Source organism: Pontibaca salina (assembly GCF_016307205.1).
In the GTDB taxonomy this organism is placed as follows: Bacteria; Pseudomonadota; Alphaproteobacteria; order Rhodobacterales; family Rhodobacteraceae; genus Pontibaca; species Pontibaca salina.
In genome coordinates, this window is the sequence record NZ_JAEIJD010000017.1 from 1 (window position 1) to 26,780 (window position 26,780).

24 protein-coding genes and 1 tRNA gene are annotated in these 26,780 nt (G+C 58.9%); 15 read left to right on the forward strand and 10 right to left on the reverse strand.

Translation table 11 applies throughout. The features are described 5' to 3' along the window. Positions 1 to 169: 169 nt before the first annotated feature. The 6 genes from JAO82_RS13635 (at position 170) to JAO82_RS13660 (ending at position 6,130) form a co-directional block, all read left to right on the forward strand. Complete coding sequence (locus JAO82_RS13635) at positions 170 to 2,002, forward strand: TniQ family protein (RefSeq protein ID WP_198686948.1); 1,833 nt, start codon at positions 170 to 172, stop codon at positions 2,000 to 2,002. A gap of 283 nt (positions 2,003 to 2,285) precedes the next feature. Further along, positions 2,286 to 3,257 (forward strand): flagellin, encoded by a 972-nt coding sequence (locus JAO82_RS13640; protein ID WP_198686949.1) that lies wholly within the window; start codon positions 2,286 to 2,288, stop codon positions 3,255 to 3,257. A 196-nt stretch (positions 3,258 to 3,453) separates the two neighbouring features. After that, positions 3,454 to 4,377: a flagellin N-terminal helical domain-containing protein gene (locus tag JAO82_RS13645; protein WP_198686950.1), complete on the forward strand. Its 924-nt coding sequence runs from the start codon at positions 3,454 to 3,456 to the stop codon at positions 4,375 to 4,377. 100 nt (positions 4,378 to 4,477) lie between these two features. After that, positions 4,478 to 4,885 (forward strand): flagellar biosynthesis regulator FlaF, encoded by a 408-nt coding sequence (locus tag JAO82_RS13650; RefSeq protein ID WP_198686951.1) that lies wholly within the window; start codon positions 4,478 to 4,480, stop codon positions 4,883 to 4,885. Beyond that, positions 4,885 to 5,289, forward strand: a complete 405-nt coding sequence (locus JAO82_RS13655) for a flagellar biosynthesis repressor FlbT (protein WP_198686952.1) — start codon at positions 4,885 to 4,887, stop codon at positions 5,287 to 5,289. Before JAO82_RS13650 ends, JAO82_RS13655 begins: the two co-directional genes overlap by 1 nt. A 46-nt stretch (positions 5,290 to 5,335) precedes the next feature. Next, positions 5,336 to 6,130 (forward strand): DUF1217 domain-containing protein, encoded by a 795-nt coding sequence (locus JAO82_RS13660; protein ID WP_198686953.1) that lies wholly within the window; start codon positions 5,336 to 5,338, stop codon positions 6,128 to 6,130. 31 nt (positions 6,131 to 6,161) lie between these two features. On the opposite strand, the gene JAO82_RS13665 is transcribed toward JAO82_RS13660, so the two are convergent. Then, positions 6,162 to 6,767: a helix-turn-helix domain-containing protein gene (locus JAO82_RS13665; RefSeq protein ID WP_198686954.1), complete on the reverse strand. Its 606-nt coding sequence runs from the start codon at positions 6,765 to 6,767 to the stop codon at positions 6,162 to 6,164. Between the two features lie 186 nt (positions 6,768 to 6,953). Between JAO82_RS13665 and JAO82_RS13670 the strand changes: the two genes are divergently transcribed. After that, positions 6,954 to 7,256, forward strand: a complete 303-nt coding sequence (locus tag JAO82_RS13670) for a hypothetical protein (protein ID WP_198686955.1) — start codon at positions 6,954 to 6,956, stop codon at positions 7,254 to 7,256. Positions 7,257 to 7,774: 518 nt separating this feature from the next. Next, entirely contained in the window at positions 7,775 to 8,401 is a 627-nt protein-coding gene (locus tag JAO82_RS13675) for a hypothetical protein (protein WP_198686956.1), read from the forward strand. 414 nt (positions 8,402 to 8,815) lie between these two features. Here the strand turns inward: JAO82_RS13675 and JAO82_RS13680 are convergent, their stop codons facing one another. Then, the gene (locus JAO82_RS13680) at positions 8,816 to 9,841 is read right to left on the reverse strand and encodes a P1 family peptidase (protein ID WP_198686969.1); all 1,026 of its coding nucleotides are present in this window, start codon (positions 9,839 to 9,841) and stop codon (positions 8,816 to 8,818) included. 234 nt (positions 9,842 to 10,075) lie between these two features. Between JAO82_RS13680 and JAO82_RS13685 the strand changes: the two genes are divergently transcribed. Then, entirely contained in the window at positions 10,076 to 10,390 is a 315-nt protein-coding gene (locus JAO82_RS13685) for a DUF3775 domain-containing protein (RefSeq protein WP_198686957.1), read from the forward strand. Between the two features lie 94 nt (positions 10,391 to 10,484). Here the strand turns inward: JAO82_RS13685 and JAO82_RS13690 are convergent, their stop codons facing one another. Both JAO82_RS13690 and JAO82_RS13695 read right to left on the reverse strand, forming a co-directional pair. Continuing rightward, on the reverse strand, positions 10,485 to 11,099 hold the full coding sequence (locus tag JAO82_RS13690; protein WP_198686970.1) for a glutathione S-transferase family protein: 615 nt from the start codon (positions 11,097 to 11,099) through the stop codon (positions 10,485 to 10,487). Between the two features lie 18 nt (positions 11,100 to 11,117). After that, positions 11,118 to 11,771: a histidine phosphatase family protein gene (locus tag JAO82_RS13695; RefSeq protein ID WP_198686958.1), complete on the reverse strand. Its 654-nt coding sequence runs from the start codon at positions 11,769 to 11,771 to the stop codon at positions 11,118 to 11,120. 172 nt (positions 11,772 to 11,943) lie between these two features. Between JAO82_RS13695 and fdhF the strand changes: the two genes are divergently transcribed. Beyond that, on the forward strand, positions 11,944 to 14,709 hold the full coding sequence (gene fdhF / locus JAO82_RS13700; protein ID WP_198686959.1) for a formate dehydrogenase subunit alpha: 2,766 nt from the start codon (positions 11,944 to 11,946) through the stop codon (positions 14,707 to 14,709). Positions 14,710 to 14,945: 236 nt separating this feature from the next. Next, positions 14,946 to 16,616: an ABC transporter permease gene (locus tag JAO82_RS13705; protein WP_198686960.1), complete on the forward strand. Its 1,671-nt coding sequence runs from the start codon at positions 14,946 to 14,948 to the stop codon at positions 16,614 to 16,616. A 61-nt stretch (positions 16,617 to 16,677) separates the two neighbouring features. On the opposite strand, the gene rnk is transcribed toward JAO82_RS13705, so the two are convergent. From rnk to JAO82_RS13725, 4 genes are all read right to left on the reverse strand, one after another. Then, on the reverse strand, positions 16,678 to 17,088 hold the full coding sequence (rnk, locus tag JAO82_RS13710; RefSeq protein WP_198686961.1) for a nucleoside diphosphate kinase regulator: 411 nt from the start codon (positions 17,086 to 17,088) through the stop codon (positions 16,678 to 16,680). A 295-nt stretch (positions 17,089 to 17,383) separates the two neighbouring features. Next, complete coding sequence (locus JAO82_RS13715; RefSeq protein ID WP_198686962.1) at positions 17,384 to 18,400, reverse strand: extracellular solute-binding protein; 1,017 nt, start codon at positions 18,398 to 18,400, stop codon at positions 17,384 to 17,386. Between the two features lie 182 nt (positions 18,401 to 18,582). Beyond that, positions 18,583 to 18,708 (reverse strand): type B 50S ribosomal protein L36, encoded by a 126-nt coding sequence (gene ykgO / locus JAO82_RS13720; protein WP_008562923.1) that lies wholly within the window; start codon positions 18,706 to 18,708, stop codon positions 18,583 to 18,585. A gap of 76 nt (positions 18,709 to 18,784) precedes the next feature. Then, positions 18,785 to 18,859 (reverse strand) — tRNA-Val (locus tag JAO82_RS13725). 151 nt (positions 18,860 to 19,010) lie between these two features. Here JAO82_RS13725 and JAO82_RS13730 point away from each other — a divergent pair. Then, on the forward strand, positions 19,011 to 19,871 hold the full coding sequence (locus JAO82_RS13730) for an N-formylglutamate amidohydrolase (protein ID WP_198686963.1): 861 nt from the start codon (positions 19,011 to 19,013) through the stop codon (positions 19,869 to 19,871). Between the two features lies 1 nt (position 19,872). Here JAO82_RS13730 and JAO82_RS13735 read toward each other — a convergent pair whose 3' ends face one another. Beyond that, positions 19,873 to 21,126: a DNA polymerase IV gene (locus tag JAO82_RS13735; protein WP_198686964.1), complete on the reverse strand. Its 1,254-nt coding sequence runs from the start codon at positions 21,124 to 21,126 to the stop codon at positions 19,873 to 19,875. 284 nt (positions 21,127 to 21,410) lie between these two features. Continuing rightward, positions 21,411 to 22,106 carry an orotidine-5'-phosphate decarboxylase gene (gene pyrF, locus JAO82_RS13740; RefSeq protein WP_198686965.1) on the reverse strand — a complete coding sequence of 232 codons (696 nt, stop codon included), beginning with the start codon at positions 22,104 to 22,106 and terminating at the stop codon, positions 21,411 to 21,413. 201 nt (positions 22,107 to 22,307) lie between these two features. On the opposite strand from pyrF, the gene clpB reads away from it, so the two are divergent. From clpB to msrQ, 3 genes are all read left to right on the forward strand, one after another. Next, positions 22,308 to 24,926: an ATP-dependent chaperone ClpB gene (gene clpB / locus JAO82_RS13745; RefSeq protein WP_198686966.1), complete on the forward strand. Its 2,619-nt coding sequence runs from the start codon at positions 22,308 to 22,310 to the stop codon at positions 24,924 to 24,926. Between the two features lie 194 nt (positions 24,927 to 25,120). After that, positions 25,121 to 26,029 (forward strand): protein-methionine-sulfoxide reductase catalytic subunit MsrP, encoded by a 909-nt coding sequence (gene msrP, locus JAO82_RS13750; RefSeq protein WP_198686967.1) that lies wholly within the window; start codon positions 25,121 to 25,123, stop codon positions 26,027 to 26,029. Positions 26,030 to 26,032: 3 nt separating this feature from the next. Next, on the forward strand, positions 26,033 to 26,632 hold the full coding sequence (gene msrQ / locus JAO82_RS13755) for a protein-methionine-sulfoxide reductase heme-binding subunit MsrQ (RefSeq protein ID WP_198686968.1): 600 nt from the start codon (positions 26,033 to 26,035) through the stop codon (positions 26,630 to 26,632). The last annotated feature ends 148 nt before the right edge of the window (positions 26,633 to 26,780 follow it).

The window sequence follows — 26,780 nt, forward strand, 5'->3', positions numbered from 1 at the left end:
ACCCACACAGCGGCCTGAAATGGAAATCGCCTCGCGAGTTCATAAGGGCCGAAACTGAAACCGCTTAGGTGTCCGGTGAAACGGGGGCTGGACCAGCCGAAGCCGGGCTTGAGTTTGAAGCAGACACCATCGCGGGCTATGAGGTTGCGTGGGATGTGAGAGCAGCCTCATGATCGCACCTATCCACCCTGAGCCTAATGAGAGCCTTGATGGCTACCTACGCCGCCTTGCGGAAGCCGAGCTTTGGGCGGACGTCACCGATCTTTTGGGTGGCGTCGGTCTTCAATACGGTCGGAGGCTGATCGAGGACGCGGATGAGGTAGAGCGGCTCCTTGAATTGCCTGAAGGGATCTTAAACCCCCTCCTACCTTCCGCCAAAGCTTCTGCAGCTCGGTTTAACTGGCGGTTTGAGAGGCATCACAGCGCGCCGGTCTGCCCAGAGTGCATCTCTACCGGACGCCCGCATCACCAAGCTTGGCGCCACGCGTTCGTCACCAGTTGCGTAGAGCATGAACTCGTGCTGATTGATTCCTGTCCAATGTGTCTGGAACAGTTACGCCCAGGTGCCGGAGGCTATGGAAGCTGTTCTTGCGGGTGCCCCCTTGACCGGCTGGTTCATAAAAAAGCAGCGGATTGGGAGCTGGCTATTTCAGCCGTGATCGGCGGGCAAATGCATCCGGCAAGGGCCACATTACCACCCTCGTTGGCCTTCCGGAATCCGAGCGATATCGGAAGCTTTCTGCACTTCCTTGGCGGCAGTCAGAGCCCCGCCATAACTGGCAAGCCGGGCAAGCTACCTTTCCCAAAAACGGTCAAAGAAGCGCAAAGTTTTCTGGCAGACGCGCAGCACCTTCTCTGCAATTGGCCAATGGGTTTCCAGCATGAGGTTTCAGCGCGGCTCGCTGCCGGTGACCAGACCGCATCCTCGGCGCCGGCGCGTCTTGGGAAATGGTACCATAGTTTGATGCAGTTTACGGACAAGGCGTATCTGGATTTTCGTGCAGTGCTTGAGGATGTAGTCGCCCGCGAATTTGATGGTGCATATACCGGAGGCGCAGTCGGTACCGAAACCGAGAGAGACTGGGTGTCAGCTGCCGAAGCTGCCCGATTGATCGGCATCAGCGCTGAACGCATTGTCGACGCCGTTTCGAAAGACCTCATCGACGGCCAAATATTTTCATCCGGTTTCGGGCATCGGCACACGACCGTAAGGCGTGCCGTTATTGACCAGGTGCTGACAGATCGCGCCCGCTTTATTGATAAAACCTCGGCGCGTGAGCAATTGGGGATTTCTCGTAAACAGTTCGACCTGCTGGTGCGTTCGAAATTCGTGTCAGAGGCGCTCCCAGCAGAGCGACCTCCCCTCGTTGACGGCCTGTTCGATCGCGTTGCCCTGACACAAATTGTAGCCGGCATCGCGAGGCAGTCGTCTCCCGTGGTAGCGAAATCGATCGCCTTTCGCGAGCTGAACCTGCGTTTTACGACAGACCTCAAGGGGTTGAACGAGGTTTTGCGGCTTATCGCGAACGGGGAACTGCGTCCCGACCTCGACAGCACCGGTGGCAAACTCGCTGAGTTCAGATTTGATCGCGAAGAGGTTGAGCGGGTGTTGAAGGAAATGCGCCGAGGTCCAGGGTATACGGTTCAGGAAGTTGCCGCCCTGACCGGGTGGAAAGCGCAGTGTATTTCCAGATGGTGCCTTCAGGGTCTTCTCGAACATGAAGAGTTTGACCATGCGGGAGCGGTCGGCCGGGTCGTGCGCGCTGATGCTCTGGCCCGTTTCCAAGAAACCTATGTGCCTGTATCGGTCTTGGCTCGGCAGGCAGGAACCTCGCCGCGCCACCTGATCCGGATGCTTACGCAACAAGGCATCGAGCCCGTTGGCGCCTTCCAGGACGGCAAGGCTTGGCGTGGTCATCTCGTCGCACTGGCGCCACTCGCGAGCTTTGCCATAGCACATGCATCTTCCGATGCCTCGCACTACGCACGCCATGACCTATGAAACTTGATTGCCGCGCTAAATGGCGTGCCTGATCTGCCGCCACCTCGTGGCGCCCGCTGGCTGCCCAGCAGTGGCGCGAGTGATCTCAGTTCAGGACAGCTTCAAGATGATATCGGCATTCTTTCGCGGGGCGCGTCACGAAAACTACTAAATTTCAAATTTTCTCGCCTCACTAAACCTTTCCTAAACCTTTTCCGCCTTTAGCCCCTTTAGGTCGGCACAGTCCCCGACCGCCTTCGGAAGAAACCGAAGGCACACGCGATACGAAAAAAGGAAACATCGCATGACATCTTTGATTACCAACACCTCTGCCATGAATGCGCTTCAGCAGCTGCGTGACATCAACAAGAACCTCAACACCACACAGGATCGGATTTCCTCCGGCCTCAAGGTGAGCTCGGCGAAGGACAACGCCGCCTATTTCCAGATTTCTGAATCAATGAAGGGCGACAGTTCCGCCTATGCCTCGATCAGTGAGGGCATGACCCTGACCAAGAACTCCGTCGCAACGGCCCGTCTTGGCGCCGAAACCTTCAAGGACCTGGCCCAGCAGTTCACCGAACGTGTCGCCTTTGCCCAAGGTGCGGTCGGCGGCTATGACCAGATCGGTAAAGAGCTGGATGAACTCGTCAAGCAGATGAAGACCACCATTTCGCAGGCGACCTTCAACGGCGATGATATGGTCAACGCGGCGGGTACCGCTAAACTCGACGGCAGTGACGACCCTATAGCAGCGTCATTCAGCTACACCGGTACGGCACCTAACGAAGAGTGGGAATTCAGCGAAGCAGGTCTGCTTGAAGAGTCGCGCAACACCGTGACGGGGATCACGCGCACTGGCACTGACGGTTTCGATATCACGACCCTCCAGATTGATCATGTTGACCTGCATGCAATGATGAAGGGCTTCGAGGCAATCTCTGGCGCTTTCGTGGCCGGTGCGAAGGGTACCGATCAAGCCGACACTGGAGCAGAATTTCTTACGGTAGCCTTGAAAGGCGCCGAATCTGTAAGCAAGAAGGCGATTTCTGCCGCCACCACACTCGGCCTTGCCGAGAAGTCCCTCGATAACCAGCAGGATTTCCTCAGCCGCTTGGTCGACAACCTGGACTCCGGCATCGGCTCGATGATTGACGCGGATATGGAAGAAGAGGCGGCCCGCCTGAAGGCGCTGCAGACCCAGCAGCAGCTGGCCACGCAATCGCTCTCGATCGCCAACAACGCACCGCAGGGCGTGCTGGCGCTGTTCCAGTAAACGGGGCCTGATCTTCGCGAAGCTATGCGTCTCCAGTCAATGGAGGCGCATGGATTTAGGCAAAGATTTTGCGATCACTTCAGGTCGAAACCTTTCCTTAACAATCTTCGCCTTTAGCCCCTTTTAGGTCGGTCCACTCCGGTCGCCTTCGGAAGAAACCGAAGGCGCACGCGATACAGAAAAAAGGAAACATCGCATGACATCTTTGATTACCAACACCTCCGCGATGAACGCGCTTCAGCAGCTGCGTGACATCAACAAGAACCTAAACACCACCCAGGATCGGATTTCGTCCGGCCTCAAGGTCAGCTCGGCGAAGGACAACGCCGCCTATTTCCAGATCTCGGAATCGATGAAGGGCGACAGCTCGGCCTATTCCGCGATCAGTGAAGGTATGACACTGACCAAGAACTCGGTCGCCACCGCCCGTCTTGGCGCCGAAACCTTCAAGGATCTGGCCCAGCAGTTTACCGAACGGGTCGCTTTTGCCCAAGGCGCGGTCGGTGGATATGAGCAGGTCGAGAAAGAGCTGCTTGAGCTGGTCAAGCAGATGGAAACAACCGTCCAACAGGCGACCTTTAACGGGGATGATATGGTTAATGCCGCAGGCATTGATACTATTCCTGCCGACGGCACGCCTAATACAGACGGCACGGTTGGACCCTCTGTCAAATCTGAGCCCACCCGAGACACAGTAACCGGCATATCCCGCGAAGGCGGGACCATGTCCGTCACTAAATTGACGATTCAGCAAGTCGACCTTGCCGCATTGACATCAGACTTCAAGGGGATTGCGACTGGATTTAGGACCGGCGCGGAGACTGACGGCACTGGCGCTACCTATCTTGAGAAATCACTGTTGAGCGCTGAAACCGCGACTAAGGGGGCGATCGCTGCTGCCACTACTCTTGGTCTTGCCGAGAAATCCCTCGAAAACCAGCAGGACTTCCTCAGCCGCCTGGTCGACAACCTGGACTCCGGCATCGGCTCGATGATTGACGCGGACATGGAAGAAGAGGCGGCCCGCCTGAAGGCACTGCAGACCCAGCAGCAGTTGGCCACGCAGTCGCTCTCGATTGCCAACAACGCGCCGCAGGGCGTCTTGGCGCTGTTCCAGTGACCGGGGTCACTCCCTCTTGAACTTCCCCCGCCCCGGCTTACCGGGGCGGGTTTTATGCGTTCACGGGCAGAACGCCCATTAACCGCCAGAAGGTGATAATATGAATTCCGCATCGGCCCTCTCCGCCTATAAGAAAACCATCAAACATACCGAGAACCCGCGCCAGATCGAGCGTCGGATCCTGGCCCGGATGAACAATTGCCTGATCGAGAGCCGGGAGCGGTTTGACGGCAGCCCCGCAAAACCTGAACGACTGCAGATTCTTTCGGACGGTCTGCGCGATGCGCTGTCGGACAATCTCAAGCTCTGGCAGATCTTCAAGAACGATCTGGTCCGTGAGGGCAACGCGCTTCCGGGCGAGCTGCGGGCAGATCTCTTGTCGTTGGCGATATTCGTCGAGACCCACACCACCCGTGTTCTCGTCGCCGAGGGCAATGTTGGTGCCCTGATTGACGTCAATAATTCCATTCTCGGCGCGCTGTCGGGACAGACCGGCGAGGTGGCATAATGGGACTGCGCCTCACCCTTCACGCCAATGACCGGGTCATCGTCAACGGCTCGATCATTCGCAATGTCAATAACAGCCGCATCGTGATTGAAATCGAGAACCACTCGGATGTTCTGCGCGGAGAAGAGATCATCACGCAGAGTGAAGCCACGACCCCGGTGCGCCGCCTGTGCTATTTCATTCAAGTGGCCCTGGCGAGCCCTGCGGACCGCGATGCGTCGCTCCCTAAGGCCTATAGCGCCTTAGACGAGGTCAGTGCTGCCCTTGGCGGCAGCCAAGGCGAGAATCTGGAGGAGGCTCGCACGGCGCTGCATACCCGTAATTTTTATAAGGCCCTGCAATGCCTACGCCCGGTGATGGCCTATGAAGATCGCCTTCTGGCGCTGGCGCATTTGGCCGAGTGAGGCTGAGTCTGCTTAGGAGGACCGTAGAATGATTTCCACGCATGGAATGCCGGTCGGGGTGGGTTTGCGGCTTGTCAGTGAGAACCGAGAACTATTCGAAACTGGCATCCGCAAAGATCCGATGTCCAAGCGCGAGATTGCCGCCTTCCAAGAGCGGATCGGATCGATTGAAACCGTCGATGATCTGACCAAGGATTATGAAGTCTTCTCTTTCGTGATGAAGGCGTTCGACATGGAAGGCGAGATATACGCCAAAGCCATGATGAGGAAAATCCTAACGTCTGACTTGGAGGATAAGTCCTCCCTCGCCAGCCGGCTGTCCGATGACAAGTATAAGGAAATCAACAAAGCGCTGGGGTTTGACACCGATGGCAAGGCGAGCCTGAGCTTCAAGGACCCCGACTGGGTCAAGGGAATGGTCGATCTTTACGTCAACCAGCAGGTTATCAACAGCCAGAAGGACGAGAACGAAGGCGTGGGCTTGGCGCTGTCCTTCGAGAAGAAGGTGGACGGGCTCACCAACTGGTACAAGGTCATTGCAGATAAGGAGATGAACTCCTTTTTCCAGACGGCCTTTGGCCTGTCCGAAGATTTCTCGAAAGTGAATGTCGACGGCCGCAAGAAAGCTTTTGAGAAGCGGATGGATATCGAGGACTTAAAGAAACCGGAGGTCAGGGAAAGGCTGCTACGCCACTACACCGCTTTCGCAAGCGTCAAGCAGCATATGGAGACCCCGAACCCGATCCTGACCCTGATGGGCTTTGGCGATGGCGCCTATAACAATGTTACGATCGACATTGACATGATCCAGGGCTTCTCGGGGTCAAAATACCTGCGGTAAGGAGGGGGTGGCGCGCGTGCATTGACGAGGGTCAAGGTGCGTAATGTTCCTCGATTTCTAAAATGGCGCGATCCAGCATCCGGTTATCACTTTGCTCAAGAAGGGCGATGATCGATCGATTTCCATATGCGGAAGCCTCAGCCGACATGGAGTCCAGAATAACCCACCCTTCAACTCCATGATAGGCTCTCAGGACATCTCTTAGGCGCGGGAGAGGTTGTCCGTTTCTGAACTGAAGCTTTGGATATTTCCAGCCCTTTCCCACCCGAACAGCCAAGATGGAAGCGGCTTTCCGGCGCTTATCGACCGCCTGACGGGAAATTCCGAGGATATCCGCTGCTTCTCCGGTTGAGAGCAAAGCTCCTGCCTTCTCGGCGATCTCTTTGCGGTGCTGAAGGGCGCGGGCTCTGGCCGGCGCCAACGGGTCGATCTCCAGGGCCGGGTCTTCAAGAGATGGATTGCTAATCACCAGAGCCAGTGCCCCAATGTCGGACCCGGACGCCAAGGCAGCAATCAGTATCTCTTCCGATGCCTCATCAGCCATGCGGAGAATGGCGTTACGGACTCGCTTCATGAAGGCATCCCGGATCTTAGAAGGTGCCTTCTTGGTTAATCTGACGCTATGTTGGGATGCCATGTCTCGCCTCCCGTGGTTGCTTATGGAAGTGTAGGTGTTGATAGCACAATCAGCAACGACCAAGCCTCTGAGGCATCAAAATATAAGGCTGCCGCTGGGTTTGGCCCGGATCTACAGGCAAGAAAATCCACCAGCATGAACCCCGCGGGCCTCGCGATTTTCGCCGCGAGGCGTTAACTTGATATCATGGCAGACAAGCACAACCGCCTGAGCGATGAGCTGCGCCGCAATCTCGAAACGCCGCTACATGATGGGGAGCGGGTCGAGAGCATGGAACAGTTCGTGCGCGAAGATGGCGAATACCTGGATCGTGAAACCCTGCAAAGTGTAGTAAAAAGCGTATCTTTCGTTTGGCTGTATGAGAAATCAATGCGCTGGTGTCGGGCTTTCACGCCAGATCATTCGCCGACTGTGCGCATATTTTGTCGTTGTCTCGCAGATACATGTCTGGGCGAAATAATCCGTGTCTCTACGCTCATAGATGAGTAAGATTTGTGCACTACAGGATCACGTGTCAGTCTTTCGGTCACTCTGGCGCTGCTCGGAGCATTTCGGCGGAAGCTCCTCTATGGGCAGTCGAGCTTGTCGCCGACGCGGGAGGCCTTGGATTGTCACATCGAGTGGTGGCCCGGTGCGCGCCAGGCGTTCGTGGATCTCGCGCCCAGTAGCAAAGTGCGGCTCTGCACCCTTGTCAGGATTATCTTCATGCATTGGTGGCCTCCTCGGTCAAGGATATCCTATCACATTGCACCCAGAAAGAGGACCTGCCATGAACCGCCCCGAGTTCATCCTTTGAGAGTTTTACTCTCCGGTAAACCCGGGGCGGTTCATCCGTGGTTGCTTATGGAAGTGTAGGTGTTGATCGCACAATCAGCAACGCCCATGCCTCTGAGGCATCAAAATATAACGCTGCCGCTCGGCTGGGGGTTGGATATGCAGGCAAGAAAATCCACCAGCATCATCCTGCGGGCCTCGCTATTTTCGCTGCGAGGCGTTACCTTGATATCATGACAGACAAGCGTGACCGCTTGAACGACGAGACGCGCCGCAGTCTCAAAACGCCGCCACCTGATTGGGAGCGGGACGAGAGCATGGAAGAGTTCGTGAACGATGGTCGCGAATATCTGGATCGTGAAACCCTGCAGAGGTTCCTCAGCGACCTCGCGCGCTTAGGTGCACGCTACGGCGTGGAGCTGGTGCCGGACGCAGATTCTGGAGTAATGCGACTGGCACCGCTCTCTCCGGAGCAAGGCGGCTACTTGGCAGAGCGGATCGATGACGGGCCACGAGTTTTGTCGTCGTACGGAAATGATGTGCAATGGGAGGACCCGACTAACGATATCGTCGGAGACAGCTTCCATCCAATCGCGCGCGAACAGAGAGCCAGAATTTGGCTTGAAGAGAATGCCGAAGCGCTGGATTGTGCAAATTCGGACTGGTTCCGCAAGCTTTCCACCTTATATCAGCACGCTTCTGATCCGGATCACCGCAATGACGATGAGACCGAACGACTACGGGAGCTGCTTGCTAAGCGGCGCCGGGGTCGGTTTGTCTCGACCAAGGAAGCGGAGCGGCGGACCCGCCAGATGATCGCGCGGAAACGCCGGTCGAAAGGTCTCCGCGACGACGATTGACTCAAGCTTCATTCACACTTGATCATAAGCGCAAATTTATGCGCTCAGTTGGCGCAATGTTATAAGCATGGGAAGGCTCCTAACGCATTGATTTCTCGTCGGCGTCGCGCAACGTTACGCGCTTCCCTACACATTTTGTAGCCGTCCCAAGTAAAAAGCATTTATCGACACGGTACTCATCCTGCGCAAAACGGCCGGGCAATTTCTTCCATTGCTGTCTCGCAAAAGCCGGTTCTTGGTTGATGATCATATGTGGCTGCGAGCAAGTGATTCAACGACGTCTTGAAGTGGCTTGCCGTCATTTAAGAACGTCAGTTGGGACAGGGATAAGTACCGTAATCTTTCGGTGCGGTATGGTTGGCGATGGTCAGGCCGAAATTCTGGCCGTTGAGAAGCGCCTTTCATAGCGTGCGATCAGGATTTCTCCGGCGCTGTTGGCGTGCCATCCTGCCAGCAGGGCAAAAGGTCACCAAGTGCCGGACGCGCTAGATAAACCGAACGTGCTATGGCGCGGCTCAGGCAAAGGGCGGCCATATGTCCGATTTCGCCAAGAGCGTCGTCGGGCACCGGGTGCAGGTCTGTGCTCAGGGCGAAGATCAGATCGCCATCCACAGGAGTGTGGGCAGGTACCACAGCGCGCCCGATTCCGTCATGGGCGGCGATGGCAAGGCGATGGCACTGGGCCTTGGTCAGCGCCGCGTCCGTGGCGACAATGGCGATGGTGGTGTTGGTCCGCTCGGCCCCGCAGCCTTGCATCGCGCGCAATTTGGCGCTGTCGCCGATGCGGCCCAAACCGCTCGCCGGATCGGGGCCAAGCCCGCCGAATTCGCCCGCGATCTCGAACGGTGCCGCCCAGAAGTGGCGCTGGCCCGGCGTGGTGACGCAGCCCATCGGATTGGTGGCGACCAGCGCCCCGACCGTGACGCCATTGTCGAGCACGAACGAGGCCGAGCCCAGCCCGCCCTTGAGCATTGCTGTCAATGCGCCGGTGCCCGCGCCAACGGTGCCGAGGTCGAATTCGCGATTTGCGGTCTCGTATGCGGCGCGGCCCAACGCGCGATAGGGGTTGTCGGTCCAATCCTTGGTGCCGCCGTTCAGCAGATCGAACAGGATCGCGCCAGGAACCAGCGGGATCACCGCGTCCGCGAGACGATAGCCCCGGCCTGCCGCGCGCAGCGCCTCTGTCACGCCGGAACATGCGTCGAGTCCATAGGCCGAGCCGCCCGAGAGCACCAGCGCATCAACCGCTGTTACAGATTTATCCGGTGCGAGCAGATCCGTTTCGCGGGTCCCCGGCGCACCGCCCATCACATGTACCGACGCGGTGAAGGGCTTGTCGGCGGTCAAGACAGTGGTGCCTGATTTCAGGCTGTCGTCCTGCGCGTTGCCCACGCGCAAGCCGGCGATGTCGGTGATCAGGTTCTTCGGTCCGGGTTTCATGGGGGGTGCCATTCGTGCTTTGGAAATAGTCTAGGTGGTTTGGTCGATTTATATCAAGATGGGGACAGGGGACATGTAATGATTGGCTCTGGGCCGAAGACAGTTCTTGCCGCATTATGTGTGGGAGCGGAAACCGCGTATGATTGGCACATCGGTTGCTTGCCCAGCGGCCTGTTACACAAGTTTTCGGTGAAAACAGACGGTTTGCAAGGTCGCGAGCAGAAAGGTGAAGAGATGGATATTTCCCCAACCAAAGTAGCGCAGGTGGCAATCATGGCGCGCGAGATTGACCGCTCTGAAGCCGAATTGCGTGCCTTCATCGGCCGCATGAACGAGGATGAGCAGGCCGAACTGGTCGCGATCATGTGGATCGGGCGCGGCAGTTTCGAGGCCGCAGACCTGCAAGAGGCGATCACCACCGCCCGGACCGAGGCCTCAGTACCCTGCGCCGATTATCTTCTGGGCAGCCCGCATCTGCCCGATCATCTGGAGAATGGGCTGGACGCGCTGGGCGTTTCCGCAAGCGACGAAGAAGACGGATTGATGTAAATTGGCTGTTTGAATTTGTTGCGCGCCGGTGCGCCGGAGCTTTTCATGCCTCCAGCGGGGATATTTTTTTGCAAGAAGAAGCCAGCGCGGAGGGTTACAGCATGGCCTTGGCACGAACGGCCCGAACCGAGGCGCGGTTCTCCATGATCTCCATAAAGGTTGTCAATTTGGGAAACGGGGAAACATCCACGCCGTCGCCCGCAAGCCAGGTGCAGACCGTGAACAGGTAGGGATCGGCCAGAGTGAGCCTGTCGCCGATGACATAGGGACCGGTGAGAACATGATTCTCCACATATGCGGCATTCTCGGTCATGTTCTCGGGAACCTTTGCGGCCATGTCCTTGAATGAGTCCGGTTGGCTCGCCCAGCGGCTGCCGCGAAAGCGATGGGCATGGTTCACATGCATGGTCGAGGCCAGCCAATACATGGTTTCGCGCATCTTGGCGGCGGCGAACGGGTCGGTCGGCACCAGACCGGCTTGCGGTGCCAGCGCTGCGATATGCTCCAGCAACGCGCCGGTTTCGGTCAGCACGCCCTGCGGCGTCACCAGCACGGGCACGCGGCCCTTGGGGTTGAGGCGGTGATAGGGCGCTTTCGTCTGCTCGGCATTGGCGAAATCGACCCGGATGGTTTTATGTTCCAGCCCGCTCTCGTGCAGGGTGATAGCGACGGTGGTCGCGATGGTGCCGGGCGCATAGTGCAGGGTCAGCATGGGCGGAATCCTTACTTAGAAATGGGTCTGGGCGAAATGGCGGTCGGGGATGTCAAGATGTGGCACCGCGTTGAACAGGACTGGCGAAAGCTGCGCGCCGATGGGAAACAGGCGGTGCATCGAAGTGTTCATGATCGCCAGCGCAATTCTGGCGGTGGAGGCGATGTTCAGCTCCATCATCCGCCGCAGCGCGATGGCGATCACGCCGCCGGATGTGACAACCAGGGCCGGGCCGTCACCGATGGCAATATCATGTAGCGCTTCGGCCACGCGGGTTTCGAAATCGGCGAAGGTTTCGGCTGTGCCTTCAAGTTTTCCGGCCTTCCAGGCGGTGAAGATCTGGGGCAGATGGGCGACGAAATCCTCGCGTTCGGTCGGGAAGGGCAGGCCATGTTGCTCTTCCATCAGTCTGGCGAGGTTGAAATATTCTAATTCATTCAGCCTTGCATCTTCGATCAGGTCTGTTTCAAGCGCCATGCTGGCGGCGGTTTCACGGTGCCGCAAAAGGGTGCCTGTATATAGTCGGGTGTGATGGCTGGCCGACTGGCGCAGATGCTCGCCCAGCCAGCCCGACTGTTGATGGCCAAGCGTGCTGAGGCGGTCATACTCTTCTTCGTCGCGGGCGTGGGTATTCGCCTGCCCGTGACGGATGAGCGTGATGTGGGACATGATGCAAAACTCCTGCTTGCCGCTCTTTTAGGGTAGGGCGGCGCCGCTTTCCAGTCGGTCGGACCTTGCAGACCGAAGCAGTCACAGATAAATTTCGCGCAAGGCTGTCACGGCAGGCCTCGCACACAGATGTATTGCTGTGTAGAGTGAGGCCGAATGAAGGAGGGGCGCAATGTCCGAGACGATCCGATTTACCTTAGACGGTACAGAAGTTACCGCTAAAGCTGGCGATACCATTTGGGAGGTGGCGAATGGTCGCGGTCTAGTAATACCGCATCTGTGCCATAAGCCGGCACCGGGCTATCGCCCGGACGGCAACTGCCGCGCTTGCATGGTCGAAGTTGAAGGCGAGAGGAATCTTGTCGCCTCATGTATCCGTGAACCCGTCGAGGGCATGGTCGTGACGACTGATTCGGCGCGCGCTTCAAGCGCCCGCAAGTTGGTGATGGAAATGCTGGTGGCCGATCAGCCGCCGCGTGAAGAGGCCCGCGACCGATCGTCGCACTTCTGGGACATGGCTGACGCCACCGGAGTTAGCGAAAGCCGCTTTCCGAAGTTAGAGCAAGATCGCGTGCCGTTGCTGGATGACAGCCATGTGGCCATGCGCGTCAATCTGGATGCCTGTATCCAGTGTGGATTGTGCGTGCGTGCCTGCCGCGAAGTGCAGGTGAACGACGTGTTCGGCATGGCCGGGCGCGGGCACGATGCATATCCGACATTGGATTTCAATGACCCCATGGGTGATTCGACCTGTGTGGCCTGCGGCGAATGCGTGCAGGCGTGCCCAACCGGCGCGCTGATGGAGTCGAGCGTTCTGGATGACGCACAGCAAGGCGACAGCGCCGATTTCGACTATGAAGTAAGCAGTGTCTGCCCATTCTGCGGCGTCGGTTGCCAGCTCAGCCTGAAAGTCAAGGATAACAAGGTCAAATACGTTGACGGTATCGATGGACCGGCAAACGAGAACCGGCTGTGTGTCAAGGGCCGGTTCGGCTATGACTATATCCATCACCCGCACCGCTTGACCAAGCCGCTGATTCGCCGTGAGGACGCGCCGCCAAAGGGGCTGAACGTAGACCCGGCCAATCCGCTGACCCATTTTCGCGAGGCGACATGGGAAGAGGCGATGGATTTCGCCGCCGATGGTCTGCGCGGACGTGGTCGCGAAGTCGCTGGCTTCGGCAGCGCCAAATGCACCAACGAAGAAGCCTATTTGTTCCAGAAGCTGATCCGTCAGGGCTTTGGGCATAACAACGTCGACCACTGCACACGGCTGTGTCATGCGTCCTCGGTTGCGGCATTGATCGAAAACGTTGGCTCGGGCGCGGTGACCGCGACGTTTAACGAGATCGAAAACGCCGACGTGGCGATTATCATCGGGGCCAACCCGGTCGAGAACCACCCTGTCGCCGCCACCTATTTCAAGCAGTTCACCAAGCGCGGCGGCAAGCTGATCGTGATGGACCCGCGCGGCGTGGGATTGCGGAAATACGCGTCGCATATGCTGCAATTCCGCCCCGGTGCGGATGTGTCGATGCTGAACGCGATCATGCATGTGATCGTCGAAGAAGAGCTGTATGACCGCCAGTATATCGAGGCCTATACCGAGAACTGGGAGGCCGAGAAGGAACATCTCAAGGACTTCAGCCCGGAAAAAATGGCGCCGATCTGCGGTATCGAGCCCGACGTCTTGCGCGACGTGGCGCGAACATTTGCGGGCGCGCGGGCGGCGATGATTTTCTGGGGCATGGGTGTATCGCAACATATCCATGGCACCGACAACTCGCGCTGCCTGATCAGCCTTGCGCTGATGGCCGGACAAGTTGGCCGGCCGGGTACTGGGCTGCATCCGTTGCGCGGGCAGAACAACGTGCAAGGTGCGTCTGATGCGGGGCTGATCCCGATGTTCTTGCCCGACTATCAAAGCGTCAAGGACGACGGTGTGCGCAGCGCCTTTACCGAGGTCTGGGAATCGGGCGATTTCTCGTCCGAGCCGGGGCTGACTGTCACCGAAATCGTTGACGACATCCACGCGGGCAACACCAAGGCGATGTACATTCTGGGCGAAAACCCGGCGATGTCAGATCCGGATGTCGATCACGCCCGTGACGCGTTTGCCAAGCTGGATCATCTGGTGGTGCAGGATCTGTTCATCACCGAAACCGCCAACTATGCGGATGTGATCCTGCCGGCCAGTGCGTTTGCGGAAAAGTCTGGCACGGTGACCAACACCAACCGGCAGGTCCAGATGGGCCGCCCTGCGCTGGCCCCACCGGGCGAAGCACGCGAGGATTGGCAGATCACCGTTGATCTGGCCAACCGTCTGGGGCTGGAATGGGACTATAAAAGCCCAGCGGATGTGTTCGCAGAGATGACGATCAATATGCCGTCACTGGCCAACATCACTTGGGAGCGGCTTGAGCGCGAGAACGCGGTCACCTATCCATCGCTGTCGCCCGAGGATCCGGGGCAGTCGATCGTGTTTGGTGATGGCTTCCCGCGCGAGGGTGGCCGGGCCAGGTTCACCCCAGCCAGCGTGATTCCGCCCGACGAGGTGCCAGACGCGGACTATCCGATGATCCTCACCACTGGTCGCCAGTTGGAGCATTGGCATACTGGTTCGATGACGCGGCGTTCGCGCGTGCTTGACGCGGTCGAGCCTGAGGCGAACTGCTCGTTGCATCCGTCGACCTTGCGCAAGATGGGTGTCGAGCCCGGTGGCATGGTACGGCTGGTCACGCGGCGTGGATCGATCACGCTCATGGCGCGCGCGGATCGCGCGGTGGCACCCGATATGGTGTTCGTGCCTTTCGCCTTTGTCGAGGCTGCGGCCAACGTTCTGACCAACCCGGCGGTCGATCCCTATGGTAAGATCCCGGAGTTCAAGTTCGCTGCCGTAAGAGTCGAAGCCGCTGAAAGCCAAGTGGCGGCAGAGTAGGGAAGAACCCCGGCTTAGTGCCAACAAAACGCAACCCGCGCCAAAGATCTTTCTGATCGGGCGCGGGTTTTTTTTGTTTCTCCGGGATCAAGCCTTCGCAGGTTAGCTGCCGAGAATTAGCGCAGGTATGTTTGATTCTCACATCGGGTCTGGTAAATCTGAGTGAAATCGTCGATTAAGGGCGGCGCGCGAACGCACGCGGTCCTTGGCCGCTATTTTGAAATTGGACCGACCTCATGGCCGATACAACTATGATCGCCGCCCGTGGCGCGAACCGGCGCAAAGCCGGTGGAACCAGACTTATGTTTTGCATGGCTTGGCTGGTGGCTGGCGTATGTCTTTTGCCGATGCTGGCGGTCGCGCTCGCGGCATTAACCGGTGGCACGGATACGATCCAACATCTGATGGAAACCGTTCTGCCGCGCTATACGATGACCACGCTCTCGCTGGTGGCGTTGGTCGCCACGGGCACCTTCGCTGTCGGAGTCGGCGCGGCCTGGCTGGTCACCATGACGCGCTTTCCCGGCGTGCGGATATTCGAAATCGCGCTGGTCTTGCCACTCGCCTTTCCGGCCTATGTGTTAGCCTATGCCTATACCTATGTGCTGGACCATCCCGGTATTGTGCAGTCAACCCTGCGAGATGTGACCGGATGGGGGCCGCGCGATTACTGGTTTCCTGAAATCCGCTCGGTTGGTGGTGCAGCGGTGATGCTGGTTTTGGTGCTGTATCCATATGTCTATCTGCTGGCGCGGGCGGCATTCATGCAGCAAAGCGCCTCGGCGTTTTTGGCGGCGCGGGCACTGGGTACCAGCGCGTGGTCCGCGTTCTTCAAGGTCAGTCTGCCAATGGCGCGTCCGGCGATTGCCGGGGGCGTGTTGCTGACGGTGATGGAAACCATCGCCGATTTCGGGACCGTCGCCTATTTCAGTGTGCAAACCTTTGCCACAGGCATTTATACCAGCTGGTTTTCCATGGCTGACCGGGCCGGCGCAGCGCAACTGGCGCTGTGTTTGCTGGGGTTTGCCTTATTCCTTGCGATCATCGAGCGCGTCCAGCGCGGCAGCGCCAAATATCATCAAGCCGGCAAAAGCACCGTGCACATGCCGCCCGCTGAGCTGACGGGCTGGCAGGCGGTGCTGGCGTTGGTGCTCTGTATCATACCGGTGCTTTTGGGGTTCGCCCTGCCGACGGTGATTCTGTTTGATATGGGGCTGAGCGGAGGACAGGATCTGCTTAGCCATCGTTATCTAGGATTCTTGCGAAATTCGGTCACACTGGCCGGTGTGGCGGCGGCAGTTACCGTTTTTGCTGCGATCTGTGTCGGATTTTTCCACCGTTTGCGCCCCGGACGTAGCTCTGCTGCGGCGGCCTATATTGCGCGCTTGGGCTATGCGGTACCGGGCGGCGTGATCGCGGTGGGGCTGATGGTGCCGTTTGCAGCTTTCGACAACGCGCTCGACGCATGGATGCGGGCGACATTTGATATTTCGACCGGGTTGCTCGTTACCGGATCGATCTGGTTGCTGGTCGCGGCCTATCTGGTGCGGTTCTTGGCCGCTGCGCTGGGGGCTTATGAGGGCGGGCAGAGCACGGTGCATGCCAATATGGACGCTGCGGCGCGATCTCTTGGGCACACGCCACTTGGCACTTTGCGCCGGGTGCATCTGCCGTTGCTGACGCCAAGTTTGCTGACCGCGCTGCTTATCGTCTTTGTCGATGTGATGAAGGAATTACCTGCGACGCTTATCATGCGGCCATTCAACTTCGACACGTTGGCCGTGCAGGCCTATCGGCTGGCCAGCGACGAGCGGCTTGAAGGGGCCGCAGTGCCGTCGCTGGTGATTGTCGCGGTGGGGTTGTTGCCGGTGATTCTGATCTGCCGACAGGTGGGCAAGCGGCGCTGAGCGCCAATAAGGACATGTGGCGTTTAAGTGGTTTCAATCATTCGATTGAACGCAACAATTCCTAATCGCTGTCCGTGCCGGGTACCACCTTGAGGATAGTCAATTGATGGGTGACGTCATTGCGCGCTTCCCACGAAAACGAGGCACCTTCACTCAGGCCCAGCAAAGCGACCCCAATCGGCGTGACAACAGAGACGCGGTTTTGCGAGATGTCTGCATCCTGCGGGTAAACCAACGTCACCGTGCGCTCGGCCCCTGTCGTTTCGTCGCGATAGGTGACGGTATTCCCGATGGTAACCACATCAGAGGGCAGCTTGCCCGACTTAACAATCTTTGCGCGGCCCAATTCCTCGAAAAGCCTGTCGGCGACCTGCGGTGCGCGGTTCATCGCGCCCTCGGCCAGCGATTCGAGGTCCGCCAAATGGAATTGGTCGATGGTCACGCGCGGTGCGCGGCGTCGAGTCTGAGTCATGGCCGAATGCTCCTGTTGATAGTCGTTTGGCCGAGTTGGTGCCGCGCGATGCGCCGCCCAATAGCGGGGCGTGCAATGCGGCGAGATTTTTAGATAGTAGGCGACCCGGAAAGCGGTCTGTACTAGGTCAGACGCAAACCGGGCTTACCGGCGCGTCAGAAGTAGAAACCTGGTCTGATGCACGATCTGGGTCATCACCCAAACATAGGAGTGCAGACGCGACACCGCAAGGGAGCTGTTCGGACGTAACAAAAGGCGCGGGAATCCCGCGCCTTTTTGCAGTATCTAACGAAGATTACTTCCAGCCGACTTGATCGAAAATGCGCTGTGCGGCGGGGATGTTCTGGGCCACGTCGGACAGGTTCACCTCGTCGGCCTTGAACTTTCCAAGCTTTTCCACCGAATCGGCAATCTCGACGCCGCGCACGGCAGGGTATTCATCATTGCCCGCCGAAAAATAGACCTGCGCTTGGTCAGATGCGAGATATTCGAGAAACTTTACCGCATTGTCCCGGTTGGGGGCGTTGGCGGCGACACCGGCACCGGAGAGGTTCATATGCGCGCCATTGCCGTCCTGATCGGGAAAGACCCAACCGATCTGGTCGATGCTGTCGCTGACACCGTCAACATTGGTGCGCATTGCGCGTGCGAAATAATAGGTGTTGGACACAGCAATGCCGCATTCACCTGAAACCAGACCGCGCAATTGGTCGGTATCCCCTCCTTGCGGGGGGCGCGCCATATTGGCGACGACACCTTCGGCCCATTCTTTCGCAGCTTCTTCGCCGTCATGGGTGATGATCGCGGCCAGCAGCGTCTGGTTATAAGGGTTTGTGGAGGAGCGGATGCAAACCTCACCTTTGTATTTCGAATCGGCCAGATCAAGATAGGTCTGCGGCGGATCGGTGATCTGATCCTTGTCGTAAAAGATGATTCGGCTGCGTTGCGAGAAACCGAACCACTGATTGTCGGCGTCTTGAAGGTTGGCCGGAATGCGCTGTTCCAGAATTTCGCTGTCCACGGATTGCAGCAGGCCCGCATCCTTGGCACGTTTGAGACGCGAAGTATCGACCACGATGAGAACATCTGCCGGGCTGTTCGCGCCCTCGGCTTTCATGCGGGCGGCCAATTCGTCGCCTTTGCCTTCGATACGGTTGATGGAGATGCCAGTGGCATCAGTGAATTCGGAGTAAAGCTTTTCGTCGGTGTCATAGTGGCGTGAGGAATACAGATTCAGCTCGCCCTCGGCAGCGACGCTACCAGCCAAGGTCGCGCCCAGTGCAGTGGCAGCTAGGAAAGGGGTCATTTTCATAATGTCTGTCCTTTGGTTCGTATGACGGGTTTAATCCCGACTGAAACAATCAGTTAAAGCATCTGTCAACAGGATCAACCAAAATCTATGTAAATCACTCAGGAATATTCCACATCCGCTGCCAATGAAAAAGGCCGCGCCCAGAGGGGCGCGGCCTTTTTTGCAATAGCTGTGTCGCTGATTCAGCCCTGACGAGCTTTGAACCTGCGCTGGGTCTTGTTGATCACGTAAACGCGGCCTTTGCGACGCACGACACGGCAATCGCGGTGCCGGTTCTTCAGCGACCGGAGCGAGTTTTTGACCTTCATGGCCTTCTCCTGTTCCTGCGGCGCGGGCCAGCGCCTGATGTTGCGGGTGTCCCGGCGAACCGAGACAATGAATTCATGGTGGGCGATACAAGGTTCGAACTTGTGACCCCTTCGATGTCAACGAAGTGCTCTACCGCTGAGCTAATCGCCCATGAATACCTGCGCATGCCTTTGCCCTACAACAATAACAGGGCGCGAGTTTCCACGCTGGTAGCGGGCTCTATAAAAGGAGTTCGGGAAAGGATCAAGGCCTTTTGGCAAAGCCGCAAACCAGTCTATGTTGTTCTAACATAGGAGTGTCCATGTCGAACGAAGCTTTTCATCTGGCCAAACCACTTAGGCGCCTTTCCAGTGTGGTGTTTGCGTCGCCGCACAGCGGTTGTGAGTATTTGCCTGCGTTTTTGCGTCGAAGCCAGTTGGACGAGCGAACGATTCGGTCCTCCGAGGATGCTTTCGTTGACCGGTTGTTCGGGTGCGCGCCCGAGTTTGGCGCGCCCTTGCTTAGCGCCGCCGTTCCCCGTGCCTATATCGACTTGAATCGGTCGCCAGATGAGCTGGATCCGGCACTGATCGAGGGCATCCTCCGAACCGGCCATAATCCGCGCGTGGCCTCTGGTTTGGGCGTGATTCCCCGTGTCGTGGCCAATGGCCGTGCGATCTATGGCGAGAAGCTCAGCATTGCCGAGGCACAGGCACGGATCAACCGGTATTGGCAACCTTACCACACCCAATTGGCTGCTCTTTTGCGTGAAGCGCATGCATCGTTCGGGCAGGCGATTTTGATCGACTGTCATTCGATGCCGCACGAGGCTTTGGACGACGTCGCCCGCCGCAGCCCCCGACGACCGCAGATCGTACTGGGCGACCGCTTCGGTGCCGCCGCTGACCCTGCGATTGTAGACCGGGTTGAAGCCGCCTTTGTGAATGCTGGACTGGTTGTGATACGCAACGCGCCGTTTGCCGGGGCCTATGTGGCACAGGCCTATGGCCGCCCGTCACGCCGCCAGCACGCAGTCCAGATCGAGATCGACCGGGCGCTTTACATGGATGAGAGCGCAATTCGACCCAATGCCAATTTCGACGCCTTTGCCAAAGTCTTGCGCGGCGTGATCGGCGAGATCGCCGAAATCGGGCAAGAGCGGTTGCCGCTGGCGGCCGAGTGAATCACCGCAGCGCTCGGCCCTTGCGAATCGCATCAGAGCCGAATCGGTTGCGGATCGCGTCAGTGGCGCGCTCCGCACGCCCGCGCTGGGCGGCTTCCGGGTCAAGAAGGTCGCCGGATTTATCGGCCTGATCTGCCGACACCAGGTCGGAAATACCACAGCCCAGCAGGCGGAACGGCCCCAAATCCGCCACCCGATCAAATAGTCCGCGCGCTGTGCGATAGATCGTATCCGCCATATGGGTGGCGTCGCGCAAAGCAACGCGCCGGGTCAGCGTCGAGTGGTCGGCCCGCTTCAGTTTCAGCGTCACCACCTGACCGGCCAGATCCTTGGCTTTGGCACGATCGCTGACCTTTTCCGCCATGCGCCACAGATGGCCATCCAGAATGTCGGTATCGTCAGTATCCGCATCGAAGGTGGTTTCGTTTGAGATCGACTTGACCGGTGCGTCGGCGGAAACAGGGCGCGTGTCCTCGCCCCGGGCCAGATGCCAGAGCCGGTCTCCGGTTGCGCCGAACCTTGCCACGAGTTCGGTGCGCTCCCACCGGAGCAGGTCCGCAAATGTGCGGATCCCGGCGCGTTCTAGCGCGCTTTGCGCCGACGGGCCGATGCCCCAAATCAGGCTGACGGGCCGATCGCGCAAGAAAGCGGCGGCGTCGCCGCGCCCGATCACGGAAAATCCGCGCGGCTTGTCGAGGTCCGACGCCACCTTGGCCAGAAACTTATTGTAGCTCAGCCCGATCGAGCCGGTCAGCCCCAGTTCGTCGCGCATCCGGTTGGTCAGCCGCGCCAGCATCACCGCAGGCGGCGCGCCATGCAGGCGGGCGGTTCCGGTCAGATCCAGAAACGCCTCGTCTAGCGACAGCGGTTCGATGGCGGGGGTCAGGTCCTGCATCATGGCGCGGATGCTGCGGCTGGCCTCGGCGTAAGCGGTCATGCGCGGTTTCAGCACGACCGCTTCAGGGCAGAGTTTCAATGCCTGAAACATCGGCATGGCGGACCGTACCCCCCGGATGCGCGCGATATAGCAGGCGGTTGATACCACTCCGCGCCGCCCGCCACCGATAATCAGCGGTTTGTCTGCAAGCTCCGGATTGTCGCGCTTTTCGACCGAGGCATAAAAAGCGTCGCAATCCATATGCGCGATGGCGAGGTCACTTAGTTCCGCATGCGCCAGCATTCGGCGGCTGCCGCAATGTGCGCAGCGGCGGCTCGGCGTGGATAGGGTCAGACAATCGCGGCACAGCGCTTGCATCGGGCAGGGTCCGTCAGAATGGATCGTGTCCATATATCACGGCAGTCACAACCCGAACAACGCGGCGTATTGAGTGCGGGCGCATCGATTTCTTGTATCATTCACGGAAAGACCCCCCCGCAATGGTGGCGGGGGGAGGTGACGAACCATAGGAGGAAAAAAGTTCGTCGGGGGAGTATCCACTTTAGATTTATGATGCACCTTGAAGCCGGGCTCGCAAAATCACGTTTTTACGACCGTGTAGAACAGTGCGACTTGTGGTTCTCCGGCAACACCAGGTGGCTTCACACTGTTGTTAGCTCGTTTATGATCGCTTGAGCAGCGGCGCGCGGGTCTTGGGCCTGCCAGATCGGGCGGCCGACCACGATATGATCGGCGCCATCGCGGATCGCGCTGGCGGGCGTCGCGATTCGTTTCTGATCGCCGGGGTCGCCGTCGGCAGGGCGGACACCGGGAGTGACGATTAGGCGATCTTTGGCATTGGGCAGGGCGCGAATCAGCGCGGCCTCTTGCGGCGAGGCAATGACACCATCCGCGCCGACGGCAAATGCCTTTTCCGCGCGCTCGCAGACCAGATCGGGCAGATCTCCCGGTTTCATCATTCCGGCGTCCAGATCGGCGCGATCCAGCGATGTCAGGATGGTCACGGCGAGAATTTTCAGATCGCTGCCCGCTGCGCCCTGCTTGGCTGCATCGATTACATGGGGATCGCCATGCACGGTCAGGAAATCCAGATCGAACTGCGCCAGACCGCGCACCGCTGCCTGAATCGTCGCACCGATATCGAACAGCTTCATGTCCAGAAAAATGCGCTTGCCGTGCTCTTGCTTCAGTTCATTGGCCAAAGCCAGCCCGCCGCCCGTCAACATGCCCAAACCGATTTTATAGAACCCGCAGGATGGGCCCAGTTTTTCGGTCAGCGCCAGCGCCTGCAGCGCGTCGGGCAGGTCAAGGGCAACAATCAGGCGGTCATCGGTCATTTCGGTCAATCTCTGGAGCGGTCTGCACGGGCCTTCTTAGGCGCATGTGCAGGGCGATGTCCATGTGGATTGCCGATCATATCGCCACTGTCAGGGCTTGAATGCGACGACGGTTTTCCCAAATCTATGACCAAGGCCCATTGTTTGGCGCGCTGCACCGCAGGCGCTGGCGACGCGGGCGCTTATTGAAGGAGAAACAGTATGGACTTGAACAAGTTCACCGAGCGGGCCCGAGGTTTCGTTCAGGCGGCCCAGACAATCGCGATGCGCGAAAGCCATCAGCGCCTCGCGCCCGAACACCTGCTGAAGGCTCTAATGGATGACGATCAGGGGCTGGCCAGCAACCTGATCTCCCGCGCGGGCGGCGCGCCAGAACGTGTGCGTGAGGCGGTTGATCTGGCGCTGTCAAAAATTCCGCAGGTCAGCGGCGATGCCGGCCAGATCTATCTGGACAGCGCTACCGGTCGCGTGTTGGACGAAGCCGAAAAACTGGCGACGAAAGCCGGCGACAGTTTCGTTCCGGTCGAGCGCATTCTGATGGCGCTGTGCATGGTCAAATCTGCCGCAAAAGATGCGTTGGAGGCCGGCGCGATAACTGCGCAGAAATTGAACGAAGCCATCAATGATATCCGCAAAGGGCGCACCGCAGATACGGCAACGGCGGAAGAAGGTTATGAGGCGCTCAAGAAATATACGCATGATCTGACCGAGGCTGGACGCGAGGGCAAAATCGACCCGATCATCGGGCGCGACGACGAAATCCGCCGCTCGATGCAAGTATTGTCGCGTCGCACCAAGAACAACCCCGTGCTGATCGGCGATCCCGGCGTCGGTAAGACCGCTATTGCCGAGGGGCTGGCGCTGCGGATCGTCAATGGCGATGTGCCTGAAAGCCTGGCGAACAAGAAGCTGATGGCGCTGGATATGGGTGCACTGATTGCTGGCGCGAAATATCGCGGCGAGTTCGAGGAGCGGCTAAAGGCGGTCCTGAACGAGGTCACCGATGCCGCAGGCGAGATCATTCTGTTTATCGACGAAATGCACACGCTGATCGGCGCCGGCAAGGCCGACGGTGCGATGGATGCCGCTAACCTGATCAAGCCGGCATTGGCGCGGGGTGAGTTGCATTGCATCGGCGCGACCACGCTGGATGAATACCGCAAACATGTCGAAAAGGATGCGGCGCTTGCCCGCCGGTTCCAGCCCATTGTGGTCGAGGAACCGACCGTGGAGGATACGATTTCGATTCTGCGCGGCATCAAGGAAAAGTATGAACTGCACCACGGTGTACGGATTTCCGACAGCGCGCTTGTGTCTGCGGCCACGCTCAGCCACCGTTATATCACCGACCGGTTCCTGCCGGACAAGGCCATCGATCTGATGGATGAGGCTGCGAGCCGGCTGCGCATGGAAGTGGATTCCAAGCCAGAAGAACTGGATGCACTGGATCGGCAGATCCTGCAGATGCAGATCGAGGCCGAGGCGCTCAAGAAAGAGGATGACACGGCGAGCAAAGACCGACTGCATCGGCTGGAGAAAGAGCTTTCGGACCTACAGGAAGAATCTGCCGAGATGACGGCGCAATGGCAGACCGAACGTGACAAGCTGGCCAGCGCGCGCGATCTCAAAGAACAGCTGGATCGCGCGCGGATCGAATTGGAACACGCCAAGCGCGGTGGCGATCTCGCCAAGGCCGGAGAGCTGTCTTACGGGGTCATTCCGGGGCTGGAAAAGCAGCTGGCCGAGGCCGAGGCAGCCGAGGAAGAGGGCGTGATGGTCGAAGAGGCCGTGCGCCCCGAACAGATCGCTGCCGTGGTCGAGCGCTGGACCGGTATTCCGGTTGCCCGGATGCTGGAAGGCGAACGCGAGAAGCTGTTGCGGATGGAGCAGGATCTGCACCGCCGGGTGATCGGACAGGACACCGCCGTACGGGCTGTTTCCAATGCCGTACGCCGGGCGCGTGCCGGGCTGCATGACGAGAACCGGCCGTTGGGCTCGTTCTTGTTCCTTGGGCCGACTGGCGTGGGCAAGACCGAACTGACCAAGGCAGTGGCCGAGTTCCTGTTCGATGACGACAACGCAATGGTGCGTATCGACATGTCCGAGTTCATGGAAAAGCACTCGGTCGCGCGCCTGATCGGGGCACCGCCGGGTTATGTCGGCTATGACGAAGGCGGCGTTCTGACCGAGGCGGTGCGCCGTCGCCCCTATCAGGTGGTGCTGTTCGACGAGGTTGAAAAGGCCCATCCCGACGTGTTCAACGTGCTGTTGCAGGTTCTGGACGATGGGGTTCTGACCGACGGTCAAGGCCACAGGGTCGATTTCAAGCAGACGTTGATTGTGCTGACTTCGAACCTCGGTAGCCAGGCTTTGAGCCAACTGCCGGATGGGGCGGACGCAGCCGACGCCAAGCGCGACGTTATGGATGCGGTGCGGGCCCATTTCCGCCCCGAGTTTCTGAACCGGCTGGACGAGATCGTGATTTTCGACCGGCTGTCGCGCGAGAACATGGACGGCATTGTCGATATCCAGCTTCAGCGGCTTGGGCAACGTCTTGCAGGGCGCAAGATCACGCTTGAACTGGACGAGGCGGCGCATAAGTGGCTGGCCGATGAGGGTTATGATCCGGTGTTTGGTGCGCGCCCGCTCAAGCGGGTGATCCAGCGCGCGTTGCAAGATCCGCTGGCCGAATTGCTGCTGGCAGGCGATGTGAACGACGGTGCGACGGTGCCGGTCACTGCCGGGCCCGAGGGTCTGATCATCAGCGACCGCATCGCGCCGGCAGACCGCGAGCCGCCGCAGGATGCGGTCGTCCACTAATCTTAGCGCTGAGAGTAAAGCAAGGCCCGCCGATCTGGCGGGCCTTCTTGCTCGTGCTATTGGGGCCGGATGAAGTCTGGCGCTGCGCGAACTCCGTCCAAGTTACAGGTCCGTCGCTGAAACGTGAGGCGAATTGGTTTGGCTGCTGGCCTCCGAGGTTTTAACTCTGAGGCACGGATGCCGGGGAGAACGTAATGGCCCACCGCTGGAAAAATGACCTGACATTTGCCGATGCCACGCCGCTTGATGCCTATTTGCACCGGCGCACGTTGCTCTTGGGCGCGGCGGGTGCAGGTCTTGCCGCAATGGCCGCTCCGCTGGCGGCGGCAAGCGATGACATGTTGACGCCAAACAGCTGGGACGAAATCACCACTTACAACAATTATTACGAATTCGGGGTCAAAAAGGGCGATCCGGCGAAACACGCGCATAGGCTGACCACCGCGCCCTGGACCGTCACGGTAGACGGTCTGGTGGATCGGCCCGGCGAATACGAACTTACCGATATCATGTCGGCAATGACCATCGAAGACCGCATCTATCGGCTGCGCTGTGTCGAGGCCTGGTCCATGGTGGTGCCGTGGCGCGGATTCGAACTCGCCGACCTTCTGGCCATGGTCGGAGTCAAGGACGGCGCGCGCTATGTAGCGTTCGAGACGGCGTTGCGCCCCGACGAGATGCCGGGGGTTCGCTTCCCGGTGCTTGACTGGCCCTATGTCGAAGGATTGCGGCTGGACGAGGCGCTGCATCCGCTGACTATCCTGGCGACGGGGCTTTATGGCAAGCCGCTGCCGAACCAGAACGGCGCGCCGCTGCGGCTGGTGGTGCCATGGAAATACGGGTTCAAGTCGATCAAATCGGTGGTGCGCATCACCCTGACCGACACAAAGCCGCCAACCAGTTGGAACAAGGCCGGGCCACGCGAATATGGGTTCTATAGTAATGTGAACCCGAACGTGGATCACCCACGCTGGAGCCAGGCCACCGAACGGCGCATTGGCGGCGGGTTGTTCGCAGGGCGCGAGCCGACCTTGATGTTCAATGGCTATGCCGCCGAGGTCGCCTCGCTATATGATGGTATGGACCTTACCGAGAATTTCTAAGCGATGACCGCTACCCTCAATCGATTGGCACGGCGGCTGCCGGTAAGCGCTCTTTATATTATCGGCGCGCTGCCACCCTTTATACTTCTATATATGGGCGCAACGGGAGGTCTGGGGGTCGAGCCGATCGAGGCGCTGGAACATGAGCTCGGGGGGCTTGGGCTCAAGGCGCTGATTGTCACATTGGCGATTACTCCGCTGCGCCGGTTTGTCGGGCTGAACATGATCCGGTTTCGACGGGCGTTCGGGCTGCTCACCTTCTACTATATATGTTGTCACCTTTTGGTCTGGCTGTTTTTGGATGTGCAGATCGCAGGGCAGATCTGGGCCGACATTCTCAAGCGGCCCTATATTACTATTGGTATGGCCGCTTGGGCGCTGATGGTTCCCTTGGCGGTGACCTCGAATAACCACTCGATCCGTTTTCTCGGGCCGCGCTGGCGGCAGTTGCACCGACTGACCTATGGCGTCGCGATTCTGGGAGCGATCCATTTCGTGATGCTGCGAAAGGGCTTTCAGCTTGAGCCGCTGATTTATCTCACGGTGATTCTGGCGCTTGTCGCCCTGCGCATGGTGCCGAAACGGAAGCCGCTAGCGGTTTGAGGCGATTTTCACAGGCAGAATCGGGGAATCGACCCCCGGCCTCACCGAATCCGCTTTCGGGATTCGCTTTTGTTCTGAGTTGAGTCGGGTGATTCCGGTTTGTTTCTGTGGGTAAGTCTGTGGGTAAGGTGCGAGTCGGGGTTTTGGG